This is a genomic window from Pseudomonas sp. P105, from assembly GCF_032614175.1.
Taxonomy (GTDB): Bacteria; Pseudomonadota; Gammaproteobacteria; order Pseudomonadales; family Pseudomonadaceae; genus Aquipseudomonas; species Aquipseudomonas rhizophila.
This window is the reverse complement of the sequence record NZ_CP126693.1, coordinates 1,737,154-1,760,412: the sequence shown is the minus strand read 5'-3', so window position 1 is coordinate 1,760,412 and position 23,259 is coordinate 1,737,154. Positions and strand designations below refer to the sequence as shown.

At 61.8% G+C, this 23,259-nt stretch carries 26 protein-coding genes; 2 read left to right on the top strand and 24 right to left on the bottom strand.

Annotated features, from left to right (window positions below; genetic code table 11):
- Positions 1 to 213: 213 nt before the first annotated feature.
- The 11 genes from speE to ccmA all read right to left on the bottom strand — a co-directional run bounded on the left by speE (position 214) and on the right by ccmA (position 8,641).
- Positions 214 to 1,089, bottom strand: a complete 876-nt coding sequence (gene speE / locus QOM08_RS08015; protein WP_316912785.1) for a polyamine aminopropyltransferase — start codon at positions 1,087 to 1,089, stop codon at positions 214 to 216.
- 167 nt (positions 1,090 to 1,256) lie between these two features.
- Positions 1,257 to 1,664: a lipoprotein gene (locus tag QOM08_RS08010; RefSeq protein WP_047226279.1), complete on the bottom strand. Its 408-nt coding sequence runs from the start codon at positions 1,662 to 1,664 to the stop codon at positions 1,257 to 1,259.
- Positions 1,665 to 1,678: 14 nt separating this feature from the next.
- Positions 1,679 to 2,881, bottom strand: coding sequence for a c-type cytochrome biogenesis protein CcmI (ccmI, locus tag QOM08_RS08005; RefSeq protein WP_047226278.1), 1,203 nt, complete (start codon positions 2,879 to 2,881; stop codon positions 1,679 to 1,681).
- Positions 2,874 to 3,347: a cytochrome c-type biogenesis protein gene (locus QOM08_RS08000; protein WP_139050810.1), complete on the bottom strand. Its 474-nt coding sequence runs from the start codon at positions 3,345 to 3,347 to the stop codon at positions 2,874 to 2,876. The genes ccmI and QOM08_RS08000 overlap by 8 nt, the downstream gene beginning before the upstream one ends.
- Complete coding sequence (locus QOM08_RS07995; protein WP_047226276.1) at positions 3,344 to 3,880, bottom strand: DsbE family thiol:disulfide interchange protein; 537 nt, start codon at positions 3,878 to 3,880, stop codon at positions 3,344 to 3,346. Before QOM08_RS07995 ends, QOM08_RS08000 begins: the two co-directional genes overlap by 4 nt.
- Positions 3,877 to 5,862, bottom strand: coding sequence for a heme lyase CcmF/NrfE family subunit (locus QOM08_RS07990; RefSeq protein WP_047226275.1), 1,986 nt, complete (start codon positions 5,860 to 5,862; stop codon positions 3,877 to 3,879). Before QOM08_RS07990 ends, QOM08_RS07995 begins: the two co-directional genes overlap by 4 nt.
- A gap of 3 nt (positions 5,863 to 5,865) precedes the next feature.
- Positions 5,866 to 6,321 carry a cytochrome c maturation protein CcmE gene (ccmE, locus tag QOM08_RS07985; protein WP_076385818.1) on the bottom strand — a complete coding sequence of 152 codons (456 nt, stop codon included), beginning with the start codon at positions 6,319 to 6,321 and terminating at the stop codon, positions 5,866 to 5,868.
- Positions 6,318 to 6,494 (bottom strand): heme exporter protein CcmD, encoded by a 177-nt coding sequence (ccmD, locus tag QOM08_RS07980; protein ID WP_007939192.1) that lies wholly within the window; start codon positions 6,492 to 6,494, stop codon positions 6,318 to 6,320. Before ccmD ends, ccmE begins: the two co-directional genes overlap by 4 nt.
- Positions 6,491 to 7,246 carry a heme ABC transporter permease gene (locus QOM08_RS07975; protein ID WP_047226273.1) on the bottom strand — a complete coding sequence of 252 codons (756 nt, stop codon included), beginning with the start codon at positions 7,244 to 7,246 and terminating at the stop codon, positions 6,491 to 6,493. The genes ccmD and QOM08_RS07975 overlap by 4 nt, the downstream gene beginning before the upstream one ends.
- Before the next feature lie 94 nt (positions 7,247 to 7,340).
- Positions 7,341 to 8,009, bottom strand: coding sequence for a heme exporter protein CcmB (ccmB, locus tag QOM08_RS07970; protein ID WP_047226272.1), 669 nt, complete (start codon positions 8,007 to 8,009; stop codon positions 7,341 to 7,343).
- Positions 8,006 to 8,641 carry a cytochrome c biogenesis heme-transporting ATPase CcmA gene (gene ccmA, locus QOM08_RS07965; RefSeq protein WP_316912784.1) on the bottom strand — a complete coding sequence of 212 codons (636 nt, stop codon included), beginning with the start codon at positions 8,639 to 8,641 and terminating at the stop codon, positions 8,006 to 8,008. The genes ccmB and ccmA overlap by 4 nt, the downstream gene beginning before the upstream one ends.
- A gap of 199 nt (positions 8,642 to 8,840) precedes the next feature.
- On the opposite strand from ccmA, the gene QOM08_RS07960 reads away from it, so the two are divergent.
- Both QOM08_RS07960 and QOM08_RS07955 read left to right on the top strand, forming a co-directional pair.
- A complete protein-coding gene (locus QOM08_RS07960) occupies positions 8,841 to 10,427 on the top strand; it encodes a flagellar hook-length control protein FliK (RefSeq protein WP_316912783.1) in 1,587 nt (528 codons plus the stop codon).
- Entirely contained in the window at positions 10,424 to 10,753 is a 330-nt protein-coding gene (locus QOM08_RS07955; RefSeq protein WP_047226269.1) for an EscU/YscU/HrcU family type III secretion system export apparatus switch protein, read from the top strand. The genes QOM08_RS07960 and QOM08_RS07955 overlap by 4 nt, the downstream gene beginning before the upstream one ends.
- Before the next feature lie 270 nt (positions 10,754 to 11,023).
- Here the strand turns inward: QOM08_RS07955 and QOM08_RS07950 are convergent, their stop codons facing one another.
- From QOM08_RS07950 to flhF, 13 genes are all read right to left on the bottom strand, one after another.
- Positions 11,024 to 11,419 carry a DUF2802 domain-containing protein gene (locus QOM08_RS07950; protein WP_047226268.1) on the bottom strand — a complete coding sequence of 132 codons (396 nt, stop codon included), beginning with the start codon at positions 11,417 to 11,419 and terminating at the stop codon, positions 11,024 to 11,026.
- Between the two features lies 1 nt (position 11,420).
- A complete protein-coding gene (locus QOM08_RS07945) occupies positions 11,421 to 11,906 on the bottom strand; it encodes a chemotaxis protein CheW (RefSeq protein ID WP_024778681.1) in 486 nt (161 codons plus the stop codon).
- A 72-nt stretch (positions 11,907 to 11,978) separates the two neighbouring features.
- Complete coding sequence (locus QOM08_RS07940) at positions 11,979 to 12,851, bottom strand: CheW domain-containing protein (protein WP_188251139.1); 873 nt, start codon at positions 12,849 to 12,851, stop codon at positions 11,979 to 11,981.
- A gap of 96 nt (positions 12,852 to 12,947) precedes the next feature.
- On the bottom strand, positions 12,948 to 13,739 hold the full coding sequence (locus QOM08_RS07935) for a ParA family protein (RefSeq protein ID WP_047226266.1): 792 nt from the start codon (positions 13,737 to 13,739) through the stop codon (positions 12,948 to 12,950).
- Positions 13,740 to 13,788: 49 nt separating this feature from the next.
- Entirely contained in the window at positions 13,789 to 14,673 is an 885-nt protein-coding gene (gene motD, locus QOM08_RS07930) for a flagellar motor protein MotD (RefSeq protein ID WP_047226265.1), read from the bottom strand.
- Between the two features lie 15 nt (positions 14,674 to 14,688).
- On the bottom strand, positions 14,689 to 15,429 hold the full coding sequence (locus tag QOM08_RS07925; RefSeq protein WP_018606553.1) for a flagellar motor protein: 741 nt from the start codon (positions 15,427 to 15,429) through the stop codon (positions 14,689 to 14,691).
- The gene (locus QOM08_RS07920; protein ID WP_188251138.1) at positions 15,429 to 16,535 is read right to left on the bottom strand and encodes a chemotaxis response regulator protein-glutamate methylesterase; all 1,107 of its coding nucleotides are present in this window, start codon (positions 16,533 to 16,535) and stop codon (positions 15,429 to 15,431) included. Before QOM08_RS07920 ends, QOM08_RS07925 begins: the two co-directional genes overlap by 1 nt.
- Before the next feature lie 48 nt (positions 16,536 to 16,583).
- The gene (locus tag QOM08_RS07915; protein WP_188251137.1) at positions 16,584 to 18,848 is read right to left on the bottom strand and encodes a chemotaxis protein CheA; all 2,265 of its coding nucleotides are present in this window, start codon (positions 18,846 to 18,848) and stop codon (positions 16,584 to 16,586) included.
- A gap of 27 nt (positions 18,849 to 18,875) precedes the next feature.
- Positions 18,876 to 19,661: a protein phosphatase CheZ gene (locus QOM08_RS07910; protein WP_047226262.1), complete on the bottom strand. Its 786-nt coding sequence runs from the start codon at positions 19,659 to 19,661 to the stop codon at positions 18,876 to 18,878.
- An 18-nt stretch (positions 19,662 to 19,679) separates the two neighbouring features.
- Entirely contained in the window at positions 19,680 to 20,051 is a 372-nt protein-coding gene (locus QOM08_RS07905) for a chemotaxis response regulator CheY (RefSeq protein WP_003183998.1), read from the bottom strand.
- 166 nt (positions 20,052 to 20,217) lie between these two features.
- Positions 20,218 to 20,961, bottom strand: a complete 744-nt coding sequence (fliA, locus tag QOM08_RS07900; protein WP_003184000.1) for an RNA polymerase sigma factor FliA — start codon at positions 20,959 to 20,961, stop codon at positions 20,218 to 20,220.
- Positions 20,958 to 21,788: a flagellar synthesis regulator FleN gene (gene fleN, locus QOM08_RS07895; RefSeq protein ID WP_003184001.1), complete on the bottom strand. Its 831-nt coding sequence runs from the start codon at positions 21,786 to 21,788 to the stop codon at positions 20,958 to 20,960. The genes fliA and fleN overlap by 4 nt, the downstream gene beginning before the upstream one ends.
- Before the next feature lie 117 nt (positions 21,789 to 21,905).
- Entirely contained in the window at positions 21,906 to 23,255 is a 1,350-nt protein-coding gene (gene flhF / locus QOM08_RS07890) for a flagellar biosynthesis protein FlhF (protein ID WP_047226261.1), read from the bottom strand.
- Positions 23,256 to 23,259: the final 4 nt, after the last annotated feature.

The following is a 23,259-nucleotide window of genomic DNA, read 5'->3' as shown; positions in this document are numbered from 1 at the left end:
GTCTGCGCGAGTGCGCGAGCGTTGAATGAATGGCTGAGCATCGCCATTCATTCACCGACGGCAACAGGCGCCCGGGATTGTCCGCAAGGTCCTGTGAAAAATTTGTTCAATAGCTATTAGTAAACACAAAAAACTCCGGATTGCCCGATGAGTCTGTGTCGAACCTCTCTGTGGTCAGGGGATATAACCCCCGCCACAGCTTGTGAGTCCTGATCAGTCGTTGCTTGGCTTGTTGATCGCCTGCAAGACGTACTGCGGCATGGCGAACGCGCCGATGTGAACTTCAGGGTTGTAGTAGCGGGTAACAATGCCGCTGCCAATGAAGCGCTCACGCAGGGTCTCGCGGGTCAGCTTGCGATAGCCAGTATCCGTCGAGCCCCAGGCGAAAGTCATGGCGCCACCAATGTAGGTCGGCACGGCGGCCTGGTAGAAATGCCAGTCGGCAAACAGGCCACGCAGACGCCCGGCAGTGGTTTGTACTTCGCCCAGTTGCATGAACGGCGTGCCGTTCTGGGTCACCAGAATGCCGCCTTCGTTCAGGCAGCGATGACAGGCCTGGTAGAAGTTTTCCGAAAACAGCACTTCACCCGGGCCGATCGGGTCGGTGGAGTCGGAGATGATGACGTCGAACTTCTCCTGGGTGGTGGAGACGAAACGCATGCCGTCATCGATCACCAGGTTCAGGCGCGGGTCGTCGTAGGCGCCCTTGGAGTGGTTGGGCAGGAACGCCTTGCACATGTCCACCACGGTGCCGTCGATTTCCACCATGGTGATGTGCTCAACGCCCAGGTGCTTGGTCACTTCACGCAACATGCCGCCGTCGCCACCGCCGATGATCAGCACGCGTTTGGCCGCGCCGTGGGCGAGGATCGGTACATGGGTCAGCATTTCGTGGTAGATGAATTCATCGGCTTCGGTGGTCTGGATCACGCCATCCAGCGCCATCACCCGGCCCATGCGCGGGTTCTCGAAAATCACCAGGTGCTGGTGCTCGGTGCGCACTTCGTGCAGCAGCTTGTCCATCCGAAAACGCTGGCCGTAGCCTTCGTAGAGGGTTTCCAGGTAGTCGCCGGTCGGGGTAGTCGTCATGGTCAGGTGCTCCGATAAATACGCGGTTGGCCGGTGAAGGCTCGCAAAGGCGCGCATTCTACGACGCCGGGCATGACAGGTCGAACCTTGAACTCATCACCGGCCAAACTGCGTAGCAGCTGTCGAGCCCAGCCGGGGCGAGCCGGTTCGCCACAGGCTGGTCTCTCTTAGTGGAATTGACGCCCCAACCCCGCCGGAACGCCTTCGATGGTGGTTTCTTCCCACGGCCCGTTCGGGCTGATGGAGCGGCTCCAGCCGTTGCTCCAGCGGTAATAGGTGCGCTGGCGATAGAAGGTGTTGGTGTGGTTGTCCAGCACATAGACCCCAAGTTTGGCGTCCCAGTGGCTATTGCCGCCGGGTGGTGGGGCGAAGCTGGCGGAAGTACGAGGCAACGGCTTGGCCGGTGTGTTCGGCGTGACGGGCTTGCTTGGGGCGGTCGACGGCCCCGGCTTGGTGGCCGGGCCTGAAGACGGGATGGGAGGCAGCGGCGCCGACGGCTGCGGCGGACGCTGGACCGCACAAGCACTCAGGCCCAGGACGAGCGTGAGCAGGGTGATACGAGCGATGGCGGTCATGGTGCGAATTCCTGTTATTTATCCGGGCTGTCGATAGTCAGTTGTTGCTGCGCCGTGGTGCTGCTCGCCAGAGGCTTGCTGCGGCCGATCCATTCACCGGCGGTCGGTTGACCGGCCCGGGAAATGCGCGCCACCAGTTGGACTTCAGGGAAGTTCGACAGTTTCAGTTGCGGCATCATGGCGTCCGCGTCGCCCAGTTCCACGGTAACAGGCAGATCAGCGACGGTCAGGCGCTTGGCCGCCAGCGGCGCCGGCGGGCCGGAAGCGGCGCGGGCAAAGATGAACACGCTGTCGCCCGGCTGCACCTTGGCCTTGAGCGCTGGCGCCAGCTCGACGCGCACCTTGAGCAATGCCGCAGCCTTGCTCACTGGCGCTTGGGCGACCTTGCCGCCGCTGGCCTCAAGCTTCTCGGTGGCGCGGTTGATACCGCCCTGCAGCGCCTCACGGGACTTGTCGCCTTCCGGCAGTTGCGCGAGCAGGCGGCCCCAATAATCAATGGCTTGCTGATAGCGCTCGCCTTCGAACGCGGCGATTCCCAGCAGGCCCAGGCTGGTGACTTCCTTGGGATCGAGCTTGAGCGCTTCGTCGGTCAGGGCCTGGACCTTGTCCGACCATTTCTTGCCATCGGCGAAATACTGCGCCTGAGCCCATTGCCCGAGCAGCTCGGGTTGCCGGCCGGCCACCACCACGGTGCGCTCGAAGATCTTCGCCGCATCCGCCGGTCGGTCCTGGGCCATGTAGGTGCGACCGAGGAAATACAAGCCCTCGGCGTTATCCGGTTGCGCGGCCACTGCGCGCTCCAGGCGCAGGGTCATTTCTTCCATCGACTGCGGTGCCTGGGCGAACTCACGGGTCAGCTCGACCTTGTCGCTGGCGCCGAAATGCAGATACAACCCCAGGCCCAACACCGGCACCAGCACGGCGGCGAGTAACGGCAACGGTTTCCCCAAGCGAGACTCGCGCGGCGCATCGGCACCTTCGGTGTCGGCGAGCAGTTCACGCGCGGCTTCGGCGCGGCCGGTGTCCAGTTGCGCGGCGTTCAGCACGCCCTCTTCCTGCTCGGCCTGCAACTCGGCGACACGCTCCTGGTACAGCGCCACGTTGAGCGCGGTGCGGTCCTCTTCGCGCTGGGCGCGGCGACCGCGCAATACAGGGATCAACAGAAAACTCAGGGCAACCAGGAGAAGCAGACCTGCGGCGAGCCAAAAATCAATCATGCTTGGTTTTATCCAACAGTTGGTCGAGGCGCTGGCGCTCTTCGACAGAAAGCGTGTCCGGGGCAGCCGTGCGCTGGACCCGGCGGCGGCGCACAATCACCGCGATGACAACGAAACCACCGAGCAACAAGCCGGCGGGGCCAAACCAGAGCAGCGCGGTCTTGGAGGTCAAGGCCGGGTTGTAGCGTACGAACTCCCCGTAGCGGTCCACCATGAAATCGATGATCTGCTGGTTGTCCTTGCCTTCGCCGAGCATGCGGAAAATTTCCTTGCGCAGGTCGGCGGCAATCGGTGCGTTGGAATCGGCGATGTCCTGGTTCTGACACTTGGGGCAGCGCAGCTCCTTGGTCAATTCACGAAACCGCTCGCGCTCGCCCTCGTTGGCGAATTCATAGGTATCGATGGCGGCGTGGGCCACGCCAGCCAGGCTCACCCCGAGGATGAGGGCTGCTAACCAGCGCTTCATGGCTTGGCCTCGTCGACCAGCGCCTGATACTTGGCGGCCAGCTTCTCGCGCCAGACCTGTTCGTCGATCACGCCGACGAACTTGTCGCGGATGACACCCTTGGCGTCGATGAAAAAAGTTTCCGGCGCCCCGTAGACGCCCAGGTTCAGGCCCAGGGAGCCCTCTTCATCGCGGATATCCAGTTGATACGGGTTGTGGAATTCGGCCAGCCACTTCAAGGCATCGGCGTTGACGTCCTTGTAATTGACGCCGTAGATCACCACGCCGTTCTGGGCCAGTTTGTTCAATACCGGATGTTCAACCCGGCAGGAAATGCACCAGGTGCCCCAGACATTGACCAGTGCCGGTTTACCCAACAGGTCCGCCCGCGTCAGTGTCTTGTCGCCCTGCACCGACGGCAGGGAAAACTCAGGGAACGGCTTGCCGATCATCGCCGAGGGCAATTCGGCCGGGTTCAGGTAGAGCCCCCGGTACAAAAACACCGCCATCAACAAAAACAGCGCCAGCGGCAACAGCATCAACCAACGTTTCATGCAGGGGCTCCCGTCATGCCCAGGGTTTCACGCACCCGGGTTTTTACCTTGACCCGATAACGACGATCCAAGGCCGCCAGCACGCCACCCAGGCCGGTCAGCAAGCCGCCGAACCAGATCCAGCGCACGAACGGCTTGACGTGGACCCGCACAGCCCACGCGCCATCGCCCAGGGACTCACCCAGCGCTACGTAGAGGTCGCGGGTGAAACCGGCATCGATCCCGGCTTCGGTCATCACCGAATTCTGCACGGTATAGAGGCGCTTTTCCGGATGCAGCACGGTCACTTCCTGGCCGTCGCGGAGCACCCGCACGGTGCCTTTGTCCGAAGTGAAGTTCGGGCCTTCGTAATGTTTGGCACCCTCGAAGACAAACTGATAGCCACCCAGATCCATGGACTCTCCGGGCGCCAGGCGCAGGTCGCGCTCGGCGCTGTTCTGGCTGGACAGCACCACGCCCAAGGCACAGACCGCGATACCCAGGTGGGCGAGCTGCATGCCCCAGTAGCTGCGGGTCAGGGTTGGCAGGCCCTTGATCAAGCCCTTGTGGCGGGTCTTGTCGAAGATATCCCTGACCCCGGCCAGCAACACCCAGGCCGCCAGCACGAAGGTCGCCAGCACCGCCCAGTTGAAATCGCCATACGCGATCCCGGCGATGACGGCCAGGGCAGCAGTGCCCAGCAGCACGGGCGTCAGCATGCCCATCAGCCATTTGACCGGTGTGTCTTTCCAGCGCACCAGCATGCCGACAGCCATCACCACCATCAGGATCGCCATCAGCGGAATGAACAGAGCATTGAAGTACGGCGGGCCGACCGACAGCTTGGCGCCGGTCAGCGCGTCGAGCACCAACGGGTACAGCGTGCCCAGCAGGATCATCGACGCGGCAACCACCAGCACCAGGTTGTTGCCCAGCAGCAGGGTTTCCCGGGACCAGAGGTTGAAGCCGACCTGGCTTTTCACCACCGGTGCGCGCACAGCGAACAGCGTCAGCGAGCCGCCGACCACGAACAGCAGGAACATCAGGATGAACACGCCACGCTCAGGGTCAGAGGCAAAGGCATGCACCGAAGTCAGTACGCCGGAACGCACCAGGAAGGTTCCCAGCAGGCTCAGGGAGAATGCGGCGATGGCCAGCAGCACGGTCCAGCTCTTGAACACGCCACGTTTTTCTGTGACGGCCAGGGAGTGGATCAGCGCGGTGCCCACCAGCCAGGGCATGAAGGAGGCGTTTTCCACCGGGTCCCAGAACCACCAGCCACCCCAGCCCAGTTCGTAGTAGGCCCACCACGAACCCAGGGTGATGCCAATGCCCAGGAAGGCCCAGGCGACGATGGTCCAGGGACGCGACCAGCGCGCCCAGGCGGCATCGAGACGACCGCCCAGCAACGCGGCGATGGCGAAGGCGAAGGCCACGGAGAATCCAACGTAGCCCATGTAGAGCATCGGCGGGTGAACGATCAGGCCGATGTCCTGCAGCAACGGATTGAGGTCGCGACCGTCCATCGGCACCTGGGGCAGGATGCGCTCGAACGGATTGGAGGTAACGATCAGGAACAACAGGAAACCGATGCTGATCATCCCCATCACCGCCAGCACCCGGGCCAGCATTACCTGGGGCAACTGCCGGGAGAACACCGAGACCGCGAAGGTCCAGCCGGCGAGGATCAACGCCCAGAGCAACAGAGACCCTTCATGGGCGCCCCACACCGCGCTGAACTTGTAGTACCAAGGCAAGGCGCTGTTGGAGTTACCGGCAACGTAGGCCACGGAGAAATCATCAGCCATGAACGCGTAGGTCAGGCAACCGAAGGCGAACAACATGAAGGCGAACTGCCCCCAAGCCGCCGGCTGGGCCAGGCTCATCCACAAACGATCGCCACGCCAGGCACCGAGTAAAGGCACCACCGCCTGAACGATGGAGAAACACAAGGCCAGGATCATCGCCAGGTGACCCAGCTCGGGAATAAACAGACCGGTCATCGATCAACCCTCCTTCACGGGAGCGGGCGCCGACTGGCCGCTGTCTTTCAAAGCCTTGGTCACTTCCGGCGGCATGTATTTTTCGTCGTGCTTGGCCAGGACTTCATCGGCCACCACCACGCCTTCGGCATTGAGCTTACCCAGGGCGACGATGCCCTGCCCTTCGCGAAACAGGTCCGGCAGGATGCCACGATAGGTGATGGTCACGGTCTTGTTGAAATCGGTGACGTTGAATTTCACGTCCAGCGAATCCCCGGAACGCTCCAGGGACCCCTCCTCCACCATGCCGCCGGCACGAATGCGCGTGTCCTTGGGTGCTTCGCCGTTGGCAATCTGGGTCGGGGTGTAGAACAGGTTGATGTTCTGTTGCAAGGCGCTCAAGGCCAGGCCGACTGCGGCGCCGACCCCCACCAGGATGGCAAGAATGATGACAAGACGTTTTTTGCGCAGCGGATTCACTGACCATTCTCCCGGCGCAGACGACGCGCCTCTTGTTGCAGATACCGCTTGCGGGCCAGGATCGGCGCCGCCACGTTGAGGGCCAGCACCGCCAGGCAGATGCCATAGGCGGACCAGACATACAGGCCGTGATGGCCCATGGCGAGAAAATCGCCGAATGATGCAAAACTCATCGAGCGGCCTCCAGGCTGTTCTGTACTTCGGCCTTCACCCAACTGGCCCGGGACTCGCGCTTGAGCACTTCCAGGCGCATGCGCAGCAGCAGCACCGCGCCGAAGAAACAGTAGAAACCCAGCACGGTGAGCAACAGCGGCAGCCACATTTGCACAGGCATCGCCGGTTTTTCGGTGAGGGTGAAGGTCGCGCCCTGGTGCAGGGTGTTCCACCAGTCCACCGAGTACTTGATGATCGGGATGTTGATCACGCCGACAATCGCCAGTACCGCGCAGGCCTTGGCGGCGCTGTCACGATTGCTGATGGCGTTGCCCAGCGCAATAAGACCGAAGTACAGAAACAGCAGGATCAGCATCGACGTCAGTCGGGCATCCCAGACCCACCATGAGCCCCAGGTCGGCTTGCCCCAGATCGCCCCGGTGACCAGCGCTACGGCGGTCATCCAGGCACCGATCGGCGCGGCGCATTGCAGGGCCACGTCCGCCAGTTTCATCTTCCACACCAGCCCGACCACGCCACACACCGCCAGCATCACGTAGATGGACTGGGCCAACAGCGCCGTGGGAACGTGAATGTAGATGATGCGAAAGCTGTTGCCCTGCTGGTAGTCCGGCGGTGCGAAGGCCAGGCCCCAGACCACGCCGATGCCGATCAGCAGCAGTGCGGCGATGCTCAACCAGGGCAGCAGTTTGCCGCTGATGCCGTAGAACCACTTGGGTGAGCCGAGCTTATGAAACCAGGTCCAGTTCATTGCTGTTTCCATCACGGTTGCGACTCGTCATTACGAGTCGCCAGGTCTGCCTTTACTTCAAAAGAAGTGGTCAGTTCTTGACCAGGCCTCATTATTATTCGCCGACGCTGATTTTCAGGCCAGCGGCTATTGCAAAGGGTGTCAGGGTTATCGCCAGGGCGGTCAGGCTCCCAAGCCACAGCAGATAACCGGTTGCCGGCATGCCTTGCAGCGCGGCTTGCAAGGCGCCACTGCCGAGGATCAACACCGGGATATACAGCGGCAGGATCAGCAGCGCCAACAACAGGCCGCCGCGCTTCAACCCCACCGTCAATGCCGCGCCGACTGCGCCGAGCAGGCTCAACACCGGCGTGCCCAGCAACAGCGATACCAACAATACCGGCATGCAGGCAGCGGGCAAGCCCAGCATCATTGCCAGCAGCGGCGAGAGCAGCACCAGTGCCAGGCCGGAAAAAACCCAGTGTGCCAGTACCTTGGCCAAAACCAGAAGGGCCAGGGGGTGCGACGAAAGGACCCACTGTTCCAGGGATCCGTCCTCGAAATCACTGCGGAAAAGCCCGTCCAGCGAGAGCAGGACCGATAAAAGGGCCGCCACCCAGACCAGCCCCGGCGACAAGGTTTGCAACAATTGAGTCCCGGGACCGACCGCCAGCGGGAACAGTGCGATGACAATCGCGAAGAACACCAGCGGATTGGCCAGTTCGGCCGGACGGCGGAACAACAGGCGCGCCTCGCGGGCAAGCAGCAGGCCAAACACACTCATACAGCCCAGTTCCCAAGATCGATGTTGCGATAACCGGATGGCATCCGCGCCAATGTGTGGTGGGTGGTCAACAGCACCATGCCGCCCCTCTCGCAGTGCCCGGCCAGGTGCTCCTCAAGCTGCGCCACGCCCTGCTTGTCCAGAGCGGTGAACGGCTCGTCGAGAATCCACAGCGGCGGGCTGTCGAGATATAACCGGGCCAGGGCCACGCGGCGCTGCTGGCCGGCGGACAGGGTGTGGCACGGCACGTCTTCGAAGCCGCGCAGGCCCACCGTCGCCAGCGCCTGCCAGATCGCCTCGCGCCCGGCCGGTCGATGCAACGCGCAGAGCCAACTGAGGTTTTCTTCAGGCGTCAGCAAATCCTTGATGCCGGCGGCATGGCCGATCCAGAGCAGATTGCGGGCCAGTTCGCTGCGCTGGCTGTGCAACGGCTGGCCATTGAGCAGCACTTGGCCGGCGGTCGGCTGCATCAACCCGGCCAACAGGCGCAACAGGCTGGTCTTGCCACTGCCGTTGGGGCCGCTGATCTGCACCATATCGCCAGGCAAGAGTCTCAATTGGAGATTCTCGAAAAGCTGCCGCAAATCTCGCTCACAGGCGAGGCCAACGGTTTGCAGGAGAGGACTGGTCAAGGGATAGCGGGCCTTATACGGTTCAAGTCGGCAATGCAGCGGCCGTTAAAGAGGTGCAGCATAGATGCTTTGGCGGCCGGTTCCACAGAGCTGCGTCAAACAATTGCAAGGTTTTCGCCACTCCCTGAAAGACCGGCGGCATTATACATGTCATGCCCCAGGGGGCGTGCTCAATTAGTTTCCCAAGGTAAGACCGCAGATGACAGGCGACATGAACATCCCGCCGTTGCCTCAGGCCTCGGCAACAACCCGTATGCCGGCGGTCACGGGCGAGCTGCTCAAATTGCTGACGCCGGTCGAAGGCCTTATCGGTGCGGGCCAGACCGCCAAGGCCGAGGTGTTGTCGCTCAAGCAGGCGGAACAGACCTTCCAGCTGTTGCTCAAGGTCACCCTGGAGAGCGGTCGCCAAACCACCGTGCAAGCCACCAGCACCCAGCCATTGCCCCAAGGCACCAGCTTGGCCGTGACTCAGCCGTCCGCCAGCAACCTGGCGATTACCGTGCAGCAGGCCATCGCCTCGAGCGTCGCCACCCTGACCCGTATCAACACGGCACAGATGCCGGTCGGCACGCTGCTGCAAGGCAAGGTACTGACCAGCCAGGCGTTGCCGCAGTTGCCGGGGCAACCCGCGGTGTACCGGTCGCTGGTGAGCCTGCTCAACACCGCCCAGGCCGGAAGTACCCTGGACATCGACAGCCCGCAACCGCTGCGCATCGGCACGCTATTGAGCGCTCAGGTACAAGATGCCCAAACCTTGAAATTTGTCCCCTTGAGCAACCGCCAGGAACAACTGGCGGTGAGTCAGCAACTGGTCACGCAGATGAGCCGCCAGGGCTCGTTGGACAGCCTGGTCACCGCGCTGCAAAACACTGCGCTGCAAAAGCTTCCGGCCAGCGACGACACTGGCGTCGAGTTGCGCGCTGCGGTGACACGCCTGTTGGCGGGCCTGCCGGACATCCAGCAACTGAGTACACCCAAGGGCCTGGCCCAGGCCATGGCCGCCAGCGGCGCGTTCCTGGAAAGCAAACTGCTGGCCGGGCAAGTACCGAGCCTGGCGCCAGACATGAAGGGCGATCTGCTGAAACTGATCGCCCAACTGACCCCGGCCCTGCCCGCCTCAACCAACCTCGCCGCCATCATCGCCGCCAACACCTTGGCCCAGGCGCTGCCCAGCTTCGTGCGTAACGCCCTCGGCACCCTCGGCCAGGTCAGCGTCAAGCCGCAACCCACCAGTTTCCCCCTGCCCTCGCGCCTGTTGAAAGGCCAGGACGATGAAGGCGATCTGGAACAGCTGTTGCGCCTGGCCGCCGCTGCCGTGTCGCGCCTGCAAAGCCATCAATTGTCGAGCCTGGAACAGACGGGCCTGACCGACGACGGTCGGCTGATGAGCACCTGGCAGTTGGAAATCCCCATGCGCAACCTGCAGGACATCGTGCCGCTGCAGGTCAAGTTCCAGCGCGAGGAAACCCCGCCCCGGGAGGAGTCACCGGAACGCCGTGAAGAACGCGAGCCGAAACAGCAGCTCTGGCGGGTCGAGCTGGCGTTCGACATGGAGCCACTGGGGCCGCTGCAGATTCAGGCCCAGTTGCTCAGCGGCAGCCTGTCGAGCCAGCTATGGGCAGAGCGGCCGTACACCGCCAGCCTGATCGAAAACAATCTGACCGCGCTGCGTGAACGCCTGGTGACCTGCGGCCTGAACGTTGGCGACCTGGATTGCCACCTCGGCACCCCGCCCCAAGGCCCCAAGACGCGACTGGAACAACGCTGGGTGGACGAAACCGCATGACAACCGACACCGCACCACGCCAGGCCATCGCCCTCAAGTACGACGGCCTCCACGCCCCGACCCTCACCGCCAAGGGCGACGAAGCCCTGGCCGAGGAAATCCTGCGGATCGCCCGCGAAAGCGAAGTGCCGATCTATGAAAACGCTGAATTGGTGAAGCTGTTGGCGCGGATGGAACTGGGCGACAGCATCCCGGAAGAGTTGTATCGCACCATTGCCGAAATCATTGCCTTTGCCTGGAACTTGAAAGGCAAATTCCCCCAGGGCTATGACCCGAACGCGCCAAGTGTCGAGAAGGATGTGACCGATCGCGGCGACGATTATTGATCACTGCGATGCTGTTCCTGTGGCGAGGGGATTTATCCCCGCTGGGTTGCGTAGCAACCCCAAAAAAAGCGACTCATTTTCTCTGACTCGCCGGATCGCCCAGATTCAGGACCGCTTCGCGATCCAGCGGGGATAAATCCCCTCGCCACAAAAGCGCACCCCAAAAAAAATCGCAGCCTTCAGCAACGCCTACAGGGGAATGTGAACCCTGTAGACGCTGCCAAAGGCTGCGATCTCTTGATCTTTCTTGCAGCTTGCCGCTTGAAACTATCAGCCGCCCTTATGCAACTTGCTCATCAACTCCGCCTCGGCCTGGGTCAGGCCGCAGGCTTGGGTCAGTTCGTCGACGCTGGCGCCCATGCCCACCAGGCGAGCGGCCTGGGCGAAGGACAGGCTGGAGGGGTCGCGCTGCTCCAACTGGGCCAGTTTGTCCGGCAACGGAGCGACCACGGCGCGTAGCTCGTGCAGGGCTTCGCCCATGCGCACGGTGCCGTTCTGGTAATCGTCGACGCGTTTGGCCAGGTCGCGGATGCGTTGATCACGCAACGCATCGCCCTGGGCCTGCTGAGCGGCGATCTGCCGCTGGCCGCGTATGTACGCGACAAACATCGCCAGCGTGCCTGCCCAGAAAAGGAACAGGACAATGACTGCTACCTCAAGAATCAAATCAGATACTCTCCAGTTCCGACCATTCCTCTTCGCTCATCATCTTCTCCAGCTCGACCAGGATCAGCAACTCGTTGTTCTTGTTGCACACGCCCTGGATGAACTTGGCCGACTCTTCGTTACCGACGTTAGGCGCGGTTTCGATCTCCGACTGACGCAAGTAAACCACTTCGGCAACGCTGTCGACGAGGATGCCGACCACTTGCTTGTCGGCCTCGATGATCACGATACGGGTGTTGTCGTTGACCTCGGTGGAGTTCAGGCCAAACCGCTGGCGAGTGTCAATCACCGTGACCACGTTACCGCGCAGGTTGATGATGCCCAGCACGTAGCTTGGCGCACCGGGAACCGGGGCGATCTCGGTATAGCGCAGCACTTCCTGAACGCGCATCACGTTGATGCCGTAGGTTTCGTTATCGAGCTTGAAGGTCACCCATTGCAAAATCGGATCTTCGGAACCCTTGAGAGACGACGCCTTATCATTCATACCCTGACCCCTCGAAAAACCGCCTGTGGCGGTGTGTGTTCTGCCCCGTGACGTGGTGCGCCACGGGTTGTCTTATTTCGGTTTCTGAACCGGCTTGGCGCCGCCCAGGTGTTTTGCCCCGCCACTGGCGATCAATTCGGCCAGCTCGGAAACGTCCAGCAAGGCGCACATGTGCTCGATCACCGTACCGGCCAGCCATGGCCGTTGGCCTCGATGGCTGCGCCACTTGATCTCGTTCGGGTCCAGGCGCAGCGAGCGACTGACCTGATGCACCGCCAAACCCCATTCATACCCTTGCACCGAAATCACGTATTGCAGGCCCTGGCGAAAATCATCGCGATAACGGTCCGGCATCACCCAGCGCGCGGTATCCAGCACCTTCAGGTTGCCGGCCTGGCTCGGCAGGATCCCCAGGAACCATTCCGGCTGACCGAACAAAGGCGTCAGTTCCTGCCCGGCCAGGGAATATATCGATCCCAGGCATACCAGCGGCACCGCCAGGGTCAACCCGGCCACATCGAACAACAAACACTCGAACGGCTCGGCGGCCCAGGCCGGACGGTCGTCGGTCGGCACCGGCGGCGGTGGGCTGCTTGGTGGCAGATGAACTTCCACCACCGGCGTCACCAGGCCCTGCAGCAACGGTGCAACGGTCGAGACCGGCGCCAGGATCGGCGCAGGCGCTTGCATCACTGCCACCTGAGGCTTGATGAACGGAGCCTCGACTGCCGCGGCAATCACTGTTTTGTGTGCATCACGGGCCTGCTCTTCGAGCACGGCCGCCTGAAATTCATCCAGTCCACCTTCGGCTTCGACGGTCTCGGGCAACGCCTCGATCACGCTCGGTTGCGCTGGCAGTTCTTCGGTTGCTTCCTGCAGCAGCCCATCCAGATAAGACTGCAGGGCCAGTTGCGGACGCGAGGTTGTCTTTATCGGGCGGCTCATGGGAACAGTGCGCCACTTGAAAAGGTTATCGGCATGTATGCGCCAGGACTTGAGCGCTCACAAGCGTGTGCAATGCCTTTGGTAAGCCTCGTCACCTTAAGCCACCTGCTGCGAAACGAGCTGCTGGGCCAGCAGGTGCTTGAGCAGCGCCCGGTAGGCCAGCACGCCGCGGCTCTTGCCATCGAATTGCGAAGGGGTCACACCGGCACGGCTGGCGTCACGCAAACGCGTGTCGACCGGAATGTAGCCTTGCCAGATGTCATCCGGGTACATGTCCCGTAGCACGCGCAGGGTGCCCAGGGACGCCTGGGTGCGACGATCAAACAGGGTCGGCACGATGTTGAAGGCCAACGATTGCTTGCGTGAGCGGTTGATCATCGCCAGGGTATTGACCATGCGCTCCAGGCCCTTGACTGCCAGATGCTCGGTCTGCACCGGGATAACTAGTTGCTGGCTGGCCGCCAAGGCGTTGACCATCAGCACGCCCAGCAGCGGCGGGCTGTCGATGATCGCGTAATCGAAATCCTGCCACAGTTGCGCCAGACTCTTGGCGATCACCAGGCCCAGACCGCTTTGTCCCGGGGACTGCCGTTCCAGGGTCGCCAGGGCGGTGCTGGATGGCAACAGGGAAATCCGCTCATCGCTGGTGGACAGCAGCAACTGCCCCGGCAGGCCTTCGGGCACACCGCCCTTGTGCAGGAACAGGTCGTAGTTGCTGTGCTCCAGACTGTCGGGATCGTAACCAAAGTAGCTGGTCATCGAGCCGTGGGGGTCCAGATCGACCATGACCACGCGCTTGCCCGCCTCGGCCAGCAATCCGGCTAAAGCGATGGAAGATGTGGTTTTACCCACACCACCTTTTTGATTGGCGACTGCCCAGACTCTCATTCGGATTGTTCCTCCCGGTCGATAAAGGCTCGACCGAGAAATAGCTCGGTTATAAAGCGGGTGACGGAGAATTGACGGCGCTCTGTCTTCCCGGCGACTTGGGCTGGGTCGGTGCAGTTTGTGTGCCAGCACGCTTCAATGCCGCATCCGGTGTTGCATGGGCCGTACCGGTCCCGGTCAGGCTGCGGCGCACCTCAAGGTTGCGCGACACCACCAACACCACTCGCCGGTTGCGCGCCCTCCCCTCGGCGGTGGCATTGTTGGCCACCGGCTGGAATTCACCATAGCCCACCGACGCCAGCCGGCCGGGGTTTACGCCCTGCATCGCGAGCATGCGCACGATGCTCGCCGAACGCGCCGAGGACAGTTCCCAGTTGGTCGGGTACTGCGCAGTGCGAATCGGCTGGTCGTCAGTGAAGCCTTCTACGTGGATCGGGTTGTCGAAAGGCCTGAGGATCGCGGCCACTTTATCGATGATGTTGAACGCCATGTCGCTGGGCATGGCATCGCCGCTGCCAAACAACAGGCTGGAATTGAGTTCGATCTCAACCCACAACTCGTTGCCGCGCACGGTCATCTGATTGGAGCTGATCAGATCACCAAACGCCGCGCTGATGTCATCGGCAATGCTTTTCAACGGATCGCTGCCGCCAGCGATACCGGCATCGACCTGCTCGGAGTCCCTGACCAGCGGTTTGGCCGGCGTGGTGGTCTTGGGCCGCTCATCACCGATGGGGATGGGCTTGAGGGCACGATCGGAGTCGGTAAACACGCCGATCAGCGCCTCGGAAATAACCTTGTACTTGCCTTCGTTGACCGACGAGATCGAATACATGACCACGAAAAAAGCGAACAGCAGCGTGATGAAGTCGGCGTAAGAGACGAGCCAGCGTTCATGGTTGACGTGTTCTTCACGATGCCTGCGACGTGCCATTTTCCATGTCTCCCATCAGTCCATGAAGCCCTGAAGCTTCAACTCAATGGAACGCGGGTTTTCACCTTCGGCGATCGACAGGATCCCTTCCAGCAACATTTCGCGATAACGCGACTGGCGCAACGCAATGGACTTGAGCTTGGCGGCGATCGGCAGCAGCACCAGGTTGGCACTGGCCACACCATAAATGGTCGCGACGAAAGCCACGGCGATACCACTGCCCAGTTGCGACGGATCGGCCAAGTTGCCCATCACGTGGATCAGGCCCATCACCGCACCGATGATGCCGATGGTCGGCGCATAGCCACCCATGCTTTCAAAGACTTTGGCCGCTTCGATGTCACGGCTTTCCTGGGTGTAGAAATCCACTTCCAGGATGCTGCGGATGGCTTCCGGCTCAGCGCCGTCCACCAACAGTTGCAGGCCTTTGCGCGAATAGTTGTCGGGTTCGGCGTCGGCCACCCCTTCCAGGCCCAGCAAACCTTCCTTGCGGGCGGTCAGGCTCCAGTTCACCACGCGGTCGATGCCCCCGGCCAGGTCGACGCGCGGCGGGAACAGAATCCAGATGAGCACCTGCATGGCGCGCTTGAAGGCGCTCATGGGCGATTGCAACAGCGCCGCGCCCACGGTGCCGCCGATCACGATCAACGCCGCCGGGCCGTTGGCCAAGGCCCCCAGGTGACCGCCTTCCAGGTAATTGCCACCAATAATGGCGACGAACGCCATGATGATGCCGATCAGGCTGAGCACATCCATTACAGGCACGCCTCGACCAGGTGTCTACCGATGTCGTCCAGCCCGTACACCGCGTCGGCCAGATCCGCTTTGACAATCGCCATCGGCATGCCATAGATCACGCAACTGGCTTCATCCTGGGCCCAAATGGCGCTACCGCCCTGCTTGAGCAGGCGCGCGCCCTCGCGACCGTCGGCGCCCATGCCGGTGAGCACCACCGCCAGAACTTTGTCGCCGTAGGATTTAGCGGCGGAGCCGAAAGTGATGTCCACACACGGTTTGTAATTGAGCCGCTCATCGCCGGGCAGGATTTTCACCGCGCCGCGACCATCGATCATCATCTGCTTGCCGCCTGGCGCCAACAGCGCCAGGCCCGGACGCAGGATGTCGCCATCCTCGGCCTCCTTGACGCTGATACGACACAGCTTGTCCAGACGCTCGGCGAACGCCTTGGTGAAGGCCGCGGGCATATGCTGGATCAGCACGATCGGCGCCGGAAAGTTGGCCGGCAACTGGGTCAGGACCCGCTGCAACGCCACCGGGCCGCCGGTGGACGTACCAATAGCGACCAGTTTGTAGGCTTTGCGCTTGGGGGCCGGCGACGATGACGTACTGGCGGGCGCGGAACGAGCTGGCGCTGGGGCCGGGGCACTGCGCGCTGGGGCCGGATTGAAGCTGCCCGATGAAGCCGGGGCTGGCGCAGGTGTGCTATAGGCACCGACACGCCGGTTGCTGCGGGAAATACTGTGGACCTTCTCGCACAGCAACTGCCGAACCTTGTCGGGGTTGCGCGAAATGTCTTCGAAATTTTTCGGCAGGAAATCCACCGCCCCGGCGTCCAGCGCATCGAGGGTCACCCGGGCGCCTTCATGGGTCAGGGAGGAGAACATCAATACTGGGGTCGGGCAGCGCTGCATGATATGCCGCACCGCCGTGATGCCATCCATCATCGGCATCTCGTAGTCCATGGTGATCACGTCCGGCTTGAGCGCCAGCGCCTGATCGATTGCCTCTTTGCCGTTGGTCGCCGTACCGACGACCTGAATACTCGGGTCCGCCGAGAGAATTTCCGAGACGCGGCGGCGGAAAAACCCCGAATCGTCCACCACCAGGACTTTAACTACCATAAACACTCCGTTAGACGAGACGCGGCTGCGGGCCGCGCCCCTCCAGAATCAAATACGCCGTGCGGCGTAACGCTTGAGCATGCTTGGCACATCGAGAATCAACGCGATGCGACCGTCGCCGGTGATGGTGGCGCCGGACATGCCCGGGGTGCCCTGGAGCATCTTGCCTAGCGGCTTGATGACCACTTCTTCCTGGCCCACCAACTGATCGACGACGAAGCCGATCCGCTGGGTGCCCACCGAAAGGATCACCACATGGCCTTCACCCTGCTCGACATGAGCGGCGGAGCTGACCAGCCAGCGCTTGAGGTAGAACAGCGGCAGTGCCTTGTCCCGCACGATCACCACTTCCTGGCCGTCCACCACGTTGGTGCGCGACAGGTCGAGGTGGAAGATTTCGTTGACATTGACCAGCGGGAAGGCGAATGCCTGGTTGCCCAGCATCACCATCAGGGTCGGCATGATCGCCAGGGTCAGCGGGACCTTGATGACGATTTTCGAGCCCTGGCCTTTGGTCGAGTAGATGTTGATCGAACCGTTGAGCTGGGAAATCTTGGTTTTCACCACGTCCATGCCCACGCCACGGCCCGACACGTCGGAAATCTCGGTCTTGGTCGAGAACCCCGGGGCGAAGATCAGGTTGTAGCACTCGGTGTCGCTCAGGCGGTCGGCGGCATCCTTGTCCATCACACCGCGCTTCACCGCGATGGAGCGCAGTACGTTCGGGTCCATGCCTTTGCCGTCGTCGGAGATCGACAGCAGGATGTGGTCGCCTTCCTGCTCGGCGGCCAATACCACCTTGCCGCTGCGGGGCTTGCCTGACTCTTCGCGCTCTTGCGGCGACTCGATACCGTGGTCGACCGCGTTGCGCACCAAGTGGACCAGCGGATCGGCCAGAGCCTCGACCAGGTTCTTGTCCAGGTCGGTCTCTTCGCCCACCAGTTCCAGGTTGATTTCTTTCTTGAGCTGGCGTGCCAGGTCGCGAACCAGGCGCGGGAAGCGCCCGAAGACTTTCTTGATCGGCTGCATCCGGGTCTTCATGACCGCCGTCTGCAAGTCAGCCGTGACCACGTCCAGGTTCGACACGGCCTTGGCCATGGCTTCGTCCTGGCTGTTGAGGCCCAGGCGCACCAGGCGGTTACGCACCAGCACCAGTTCGCCGACCATGTTCATGATCTCGTCCAGGCGAGCGGTGTCGACCCGAACAGTGGTCTCGGCTTCGCTGGCCGGCTTTTCCGCCGGCGCGGCCGCCGGTGCGCGGGCTGGCGCCGGGGCGGCGGCAGCAGGCTTGGGTGTCTCAGCCTTCGGTTCCGGTGCCTTGGCGGCGGGTTTGACCGCGGCCTTCTCCGCTGGCGCAGCCGCTGTGGCAGTGGCGGCAGGCGCAGTGGCTGTTGAGGCGGTGCCGACTTCGCTGAACTTGCCCTTGCCGTGCAGTTCGTCGAGCAGTGATTCGAATTCGTGATCGCTGATCAGGTCGCTGCCCGCTGCGGCGGCGGCAGGCTTGGCTGGGGTCGGCGCGGAGGCGATAGCCGAATCCAGTGCGTCCACGGCGAAGTTACCCTTGCCGTGCAACTGATCGAGCAAAGCCTCGAACTCATCGTCGGTGATATCGGAGTTGTCGCCCGCCGCTTTCGGGGCGGCCGGGGCACTCGGGGGGGCGACGGCATCCACGGCGAACTGGCCCTTGCCGTGAAGCTGATCGAGCAGCGACTCGAACTCGGCGTCGGTGATTTCATCGCTGGCGGCGGCATCGGCGGCCGGCGCAGCCGAGGCAGCAGGCGCTGCCGGAGCCTGGGCTTGAGCCTTGACGGCGTTCAGCGAGTCCAGCAGTTGTTCGAATTCGTTATCGGTGATGTCGCCTGATTCCTCGGCGACCGGTTCCTCAACCACTGGCGCGGCTACCGGTGCAGCTTCGTCAGCCGACTGCGGCTCGGCCAGGCGCGACAGCGCGGCGAGCAGCTCAGGCGTAGCAGCGGTGATCGGTGAGCGCTCGCGCACTTCACTGAACATGCTGTTGACCGCATCCAGCGCTTCGAGCACCACGTCCATCAATTCCGAGTCAACGCGACGCTCACCCTTGCGCAGGATGTCGAACACGTTTTCGGCAATGTGACAGCACTCCACCAGCTCATTGAGCTGGAGGAAGCCGGCGCCTCCTTTTACAGTGTGGAAACCGCGAAAAATTGCATTGAGCAGATCCGCATCATCAGGTCGGCTTTCCAGCTCGACCAGCTGTTCGGACAGTTGCTCTAGAATCTCGCCGGCCTCAACCAGGAAATCCTGAAGGATCTCTTCATCGGCGCCGAAGCTCATTAATGGGTGCTCCTAGAGGTCTAAAACCTAAAATCCAAGGCTGGACAGCAAATCGTCCACATCGTCCTGACCGGACACAACGTCTTCTCTTTTATCGGCATGAATTTGCGGACCTTCACCCTGAGAGAGATGTTTTTGTGGATCTTTTTCAGCGAGCATCGCTTCACGGTCGTGTTCGATGCCTGCAAAGCGGTCTACCTGGCTGGCCATCAACACCAGTTTGAGCAGGTTGCTTTCCACTTCGGTGACCAGTTGGGTCACCCGCTTGATCACCTGGCCGGTCAGGTCTTGATAGTCCTGAGCCAGCAGAATGTCGTTGAGGTTGCTCGCCACGGCGCGGTTCTCGGCGCTACTGCGCGTAAGGAAACCGTCGACCCGACGGGCCAGCTCGCGAAACTCTTCAGCCCCGACTTCGCGCCGCATGAAGCGACCCCAGTCGGTGCTCAAGGCCTGGGCTTCATCGCTCAGGCCATTGACCAGCGGCGTTGCGTTCTCCACCAGGTCCATGGTGCGGTTGGCCGCGGCCTCGGTCAGCTTGACCACATAACCCAGACGCTCGGTCGCGTCGGTGATCTGCGAGACCTCCTCGGCCTGCGGCATGTTCGGATCGATCTGAAAATTGACAATCGCGCTGTGCAGTTCACGCGTGAGCTTGCCCACTTCCTGATACAGACCGCGGTCACGGGTCTGGTTGAGCTCATGGATCATTTGAACCGCATCGCCAAAGCGGCCTTTCTCAAGGCTGTCGACCAGTTCGCGGGCATGTTTTTTCAGGGTCGATTCGAAATCACCCATTGAAGATTCGTTATCCATAGCTCCCCCGTGGCGCCGTTAACCGATGCGTTCGAAGATTTTTTCGATCTTCTCTTTCAACGCCTGGGCCGTGAAGGGTTTGACCACGTAGCCGTTCACACCGGCCTGGGCCGCTTCGATGATCTGCTCGCGCTTGGCTTCGGCAGTGACCATCAGCACCGGAAGGTGCTTGAGTTTTTCGTCGGCGCGCACATGGCGCAGCAAGTCGATACCGGTCATGCCGGGCATGTTCCAGTCAGTCACCAGAAAGTCGATGCTTCCGCTGTTGAGAACCGGAATGGCAGTGGTGCCATCGTCGGCCTCGACCGTGTTGGTGAACCCAAGGTCACGCAACAGGTTTTTTATGATCCGCCGCATCGTTGAGAAGTCATCAACGATGAGGATTTTCATGTTCTTGTCCAATTCGACCTCCAAGCAGTCTTAAACGCGCCCAGCACCTGAACGCGCCATTTCAATCAATCCGGCACAACACTCGACAACGGTCTGGAGGACAACAGAGAAAGACTGGCTCAGCACATGCCAGGCCAGCCTCGTTCGCAGTGTCCCCACACTGCTGTCAGCGCGCTCGCCACTCCCCCAAACGCCCCCGCAAACGGGCCGCGCACTGGCTGTGTAACTGGCTGACCCGCGATTCGCTGACACCCAGGACCTCACCGATTTCCTTGAGGTTCAGCTCTTCGTCGTAGTACAGCGCCAAGACCAGTCGCTCACGCTCCGGCAAATTGGCAATCGCATCCGCCAGCGCGCTCTGGAAACGCTCATCTTCCAGGTCACGCGATGGCTCCATGTGAGCACTCGCGCCGTCCTCGTGCAGCCCTTCGTGTTCGCCGTCCTGCAGCAGGTCGTCGAAACTGAACAGGCGACTGCCCAAGGTATCGTTCAAAATCCCGTAATAATCATCGAGACTCAATTGGAGTTCGGCCGCAACCTCGTGATCTTTAGCGTCACGCCCGGTTTTAGCTTCAATGGCGCGAATGGCGTCACTGACCATGCGGGTATTGCGATGCACCGAACGCGGCGCCCAATCACCCTTACGGACTTCATCGAGCATCGCCCCGCGAATGCGAATACCGGCATAGGTCTCGAAACTGGCGCCCTTGCTCGCGTCGTATTTGTTCGACACTTCGAGCAGGCCGATCATGCCCGCCTGGATCAGGTCTTCAACCTGGACACTGGCCGGCAACCGCGCCAGCAAGTGATAGGCGATACGCTTGACCAGAGGCGCGTATCGCTCAATCAATTCGTACTGGGCGTCCCGTGCCGATTTCTTGTAGAGATGGTTGTAACCGCTGGCTGTCATAACACGGGCCCTGCTGTTTGTTGCACGAGACGCTCGACGAAAAACTCCAGATGCCCGCGAGGGTTGGCTGGCAGTGGCCAGGTATCAACCTTCTGGGCAATAGCCTTGAACGCCAGTGCGCATTTGGAACGGGGAAAGGCTTCATAAACCGCACGTTGCTTCTGGACGGCCTTGCGTACGCTTTCGTCGTAGGGCACAGCGCCGACGTATTGTAGGGCGACGTCCAGGAAACGATCCGTGACCTTTGTCAACTTGGCGAACAGATTGCGACCTTCCTGCGGGCTCTGGGCCATGTTGGCCAGGACGCGGAAGCGGTTCATGCCGTAGTCACGGTTCAATAACTTGATCAGGGCATAGGCGTCGGTGATGGACGTCGGTTCGTCGCAGACCACCAGCAAGACTTCCTGGGCAGCGCGTACGAAACTGACGACCGAATCACCGATACCGGCAGCGGTGTCGATCACCAGCACATCGAGGTTGTCACCGATGTCGCTGAAGGCCTGGATCAGGCCGGCGTGTTGAGCCGGGGTCAGGTGAACCATGCTCTGGGTGCCCGAGGCAGCCGGCACGATGCGAATCCCGCCCGGCCCTTGCAGCAGCACGTCGCGCAGTTCGCAGCGGCCCTCTATCACGTCCGCCAGCGTGCGCTTGGGCGTGAGCCCCAGCAGCACGTCGACGTTCGCCAGGCCCAGGTCGGCGTCCAGCAGCATGACCCGTCGGCCAAGCTCTGCCAGAGCCAGGGACAAGTTCACTGACACGTTAGTCTTGCCGACGCCACCTTTGCCGCCGGTCACCGCGATCACCTGTACGGGATGCATGCTGCCCATGTTCGTTCTTTACCTTGTCTTACTTAGACGGAGGCCACATTACTGGCTGCGCGCTCGCATGAAGGAACAATGCATGGCAGACCATCGATGTAGGTACAAAAAATATTCATGATTACCTCAGCCGACCTGCTTGGTCGGGCTGTGGTAGATATCAGCGAACATATCAGCCATGGCTTCTTCGCTGGGTTCTTCCTGCATTTGCACACTCACGGCACGACTGACCAGTTGATGACGGCGCGGCAGATGCAAATCATCCGGGATCCGCGGCCCGTCGGTCAGGTAGGCCACCGGTAAATCATGACCGATCGCCAGGCTCAACACCTCGCCCAGGCTTGCCGTTTCGTCCAGCTTAGTCAGGATGCAGCCGGCCAGCCCGCAGCGTTTGTAGCTGTGGTATGCGGCGGTTAGAACCTGTTTCTGGCTGGTGGTTGCCAACACGAGATAATTTTTTGACCGGATCCCACGCCCGGCCAGGCTTTCAAGCTGCATGCGTAGGGCCGGATCGCTGGCTTGCAGGCCGGCGGTATCGATCAGCACGACGCGCTTGCGCAGCAGCGGTTCCAGCGCCTGGGCCAGGGACTGGCCCGGATCCACATGGGTCACCGACACATTGAGGATCCGGCCAAGGGTCTTGAGTTGTTCCTGGGCACCGATACGGAAACTGTCCATGCTCACCAGGGCGATGCTCTGGGCGCCGTACTTGAGTACATAACGCGCCGCGAGCTTGGCCAGGGTGGTGGTCTTGCCCATGCCGGCCGGGCCGACCATGGCAATGACGCCACCTTCTTCGAGAGGCTCGACTTCCGGCGTGGCGATCATCCGCGCCAGGTGCGCCAGCAACATGCGCCAGGCCTGACGAGGTTCTTCGATATCGTTGATCAGCGCCAGCAGGTCGCGGGACAACGGACCGGACAGGCCGATACGTTGCAGGCGACGCCACAGGTTTGCCTGGGCCGGACGGTTGCCTTGCAACTGGTTCCAGGCCAGGGAGCCGAGCTGAACTTCCATCAGTTCACGCAGGCTGTTGAGTTCGAAGCGCATCGAGTCCAGGGCGCGCGGGTCGACGCCACCGCCTGAGGCAGCCTGAACCGGCGCCGGACGACGCGGCTCGGCCTTGGCCTGCTCGACCAGTGGCTCAGCAGCGGTCAACGGCAATCCGGCGGTCAGAGGCTGGCCGGCGAACAATTGACGATTGGTGCCCGCGCTGGCTTCGCCGTCACTGCTGCGCAAGCTCAATTCGGCCTGGGCACTGGCGATGCGCGACTGGGTCTTGCGCAGCTCATCCTCGAGTTCCATGTTGGGAACACGTGGGGCCAGCGCCGACAATTTGTAATCCAGAGCCGCCGTCAGCTCGACACCGCCGGCGATCCGACGGTTGCCGATGATGGCGGCTTCAGCGCCCAGCTCGTCACGAACCAGCTTCATGGCCTGACGCATATCGGCGGCGAAAAAACGCTTCACTTGCATAAAC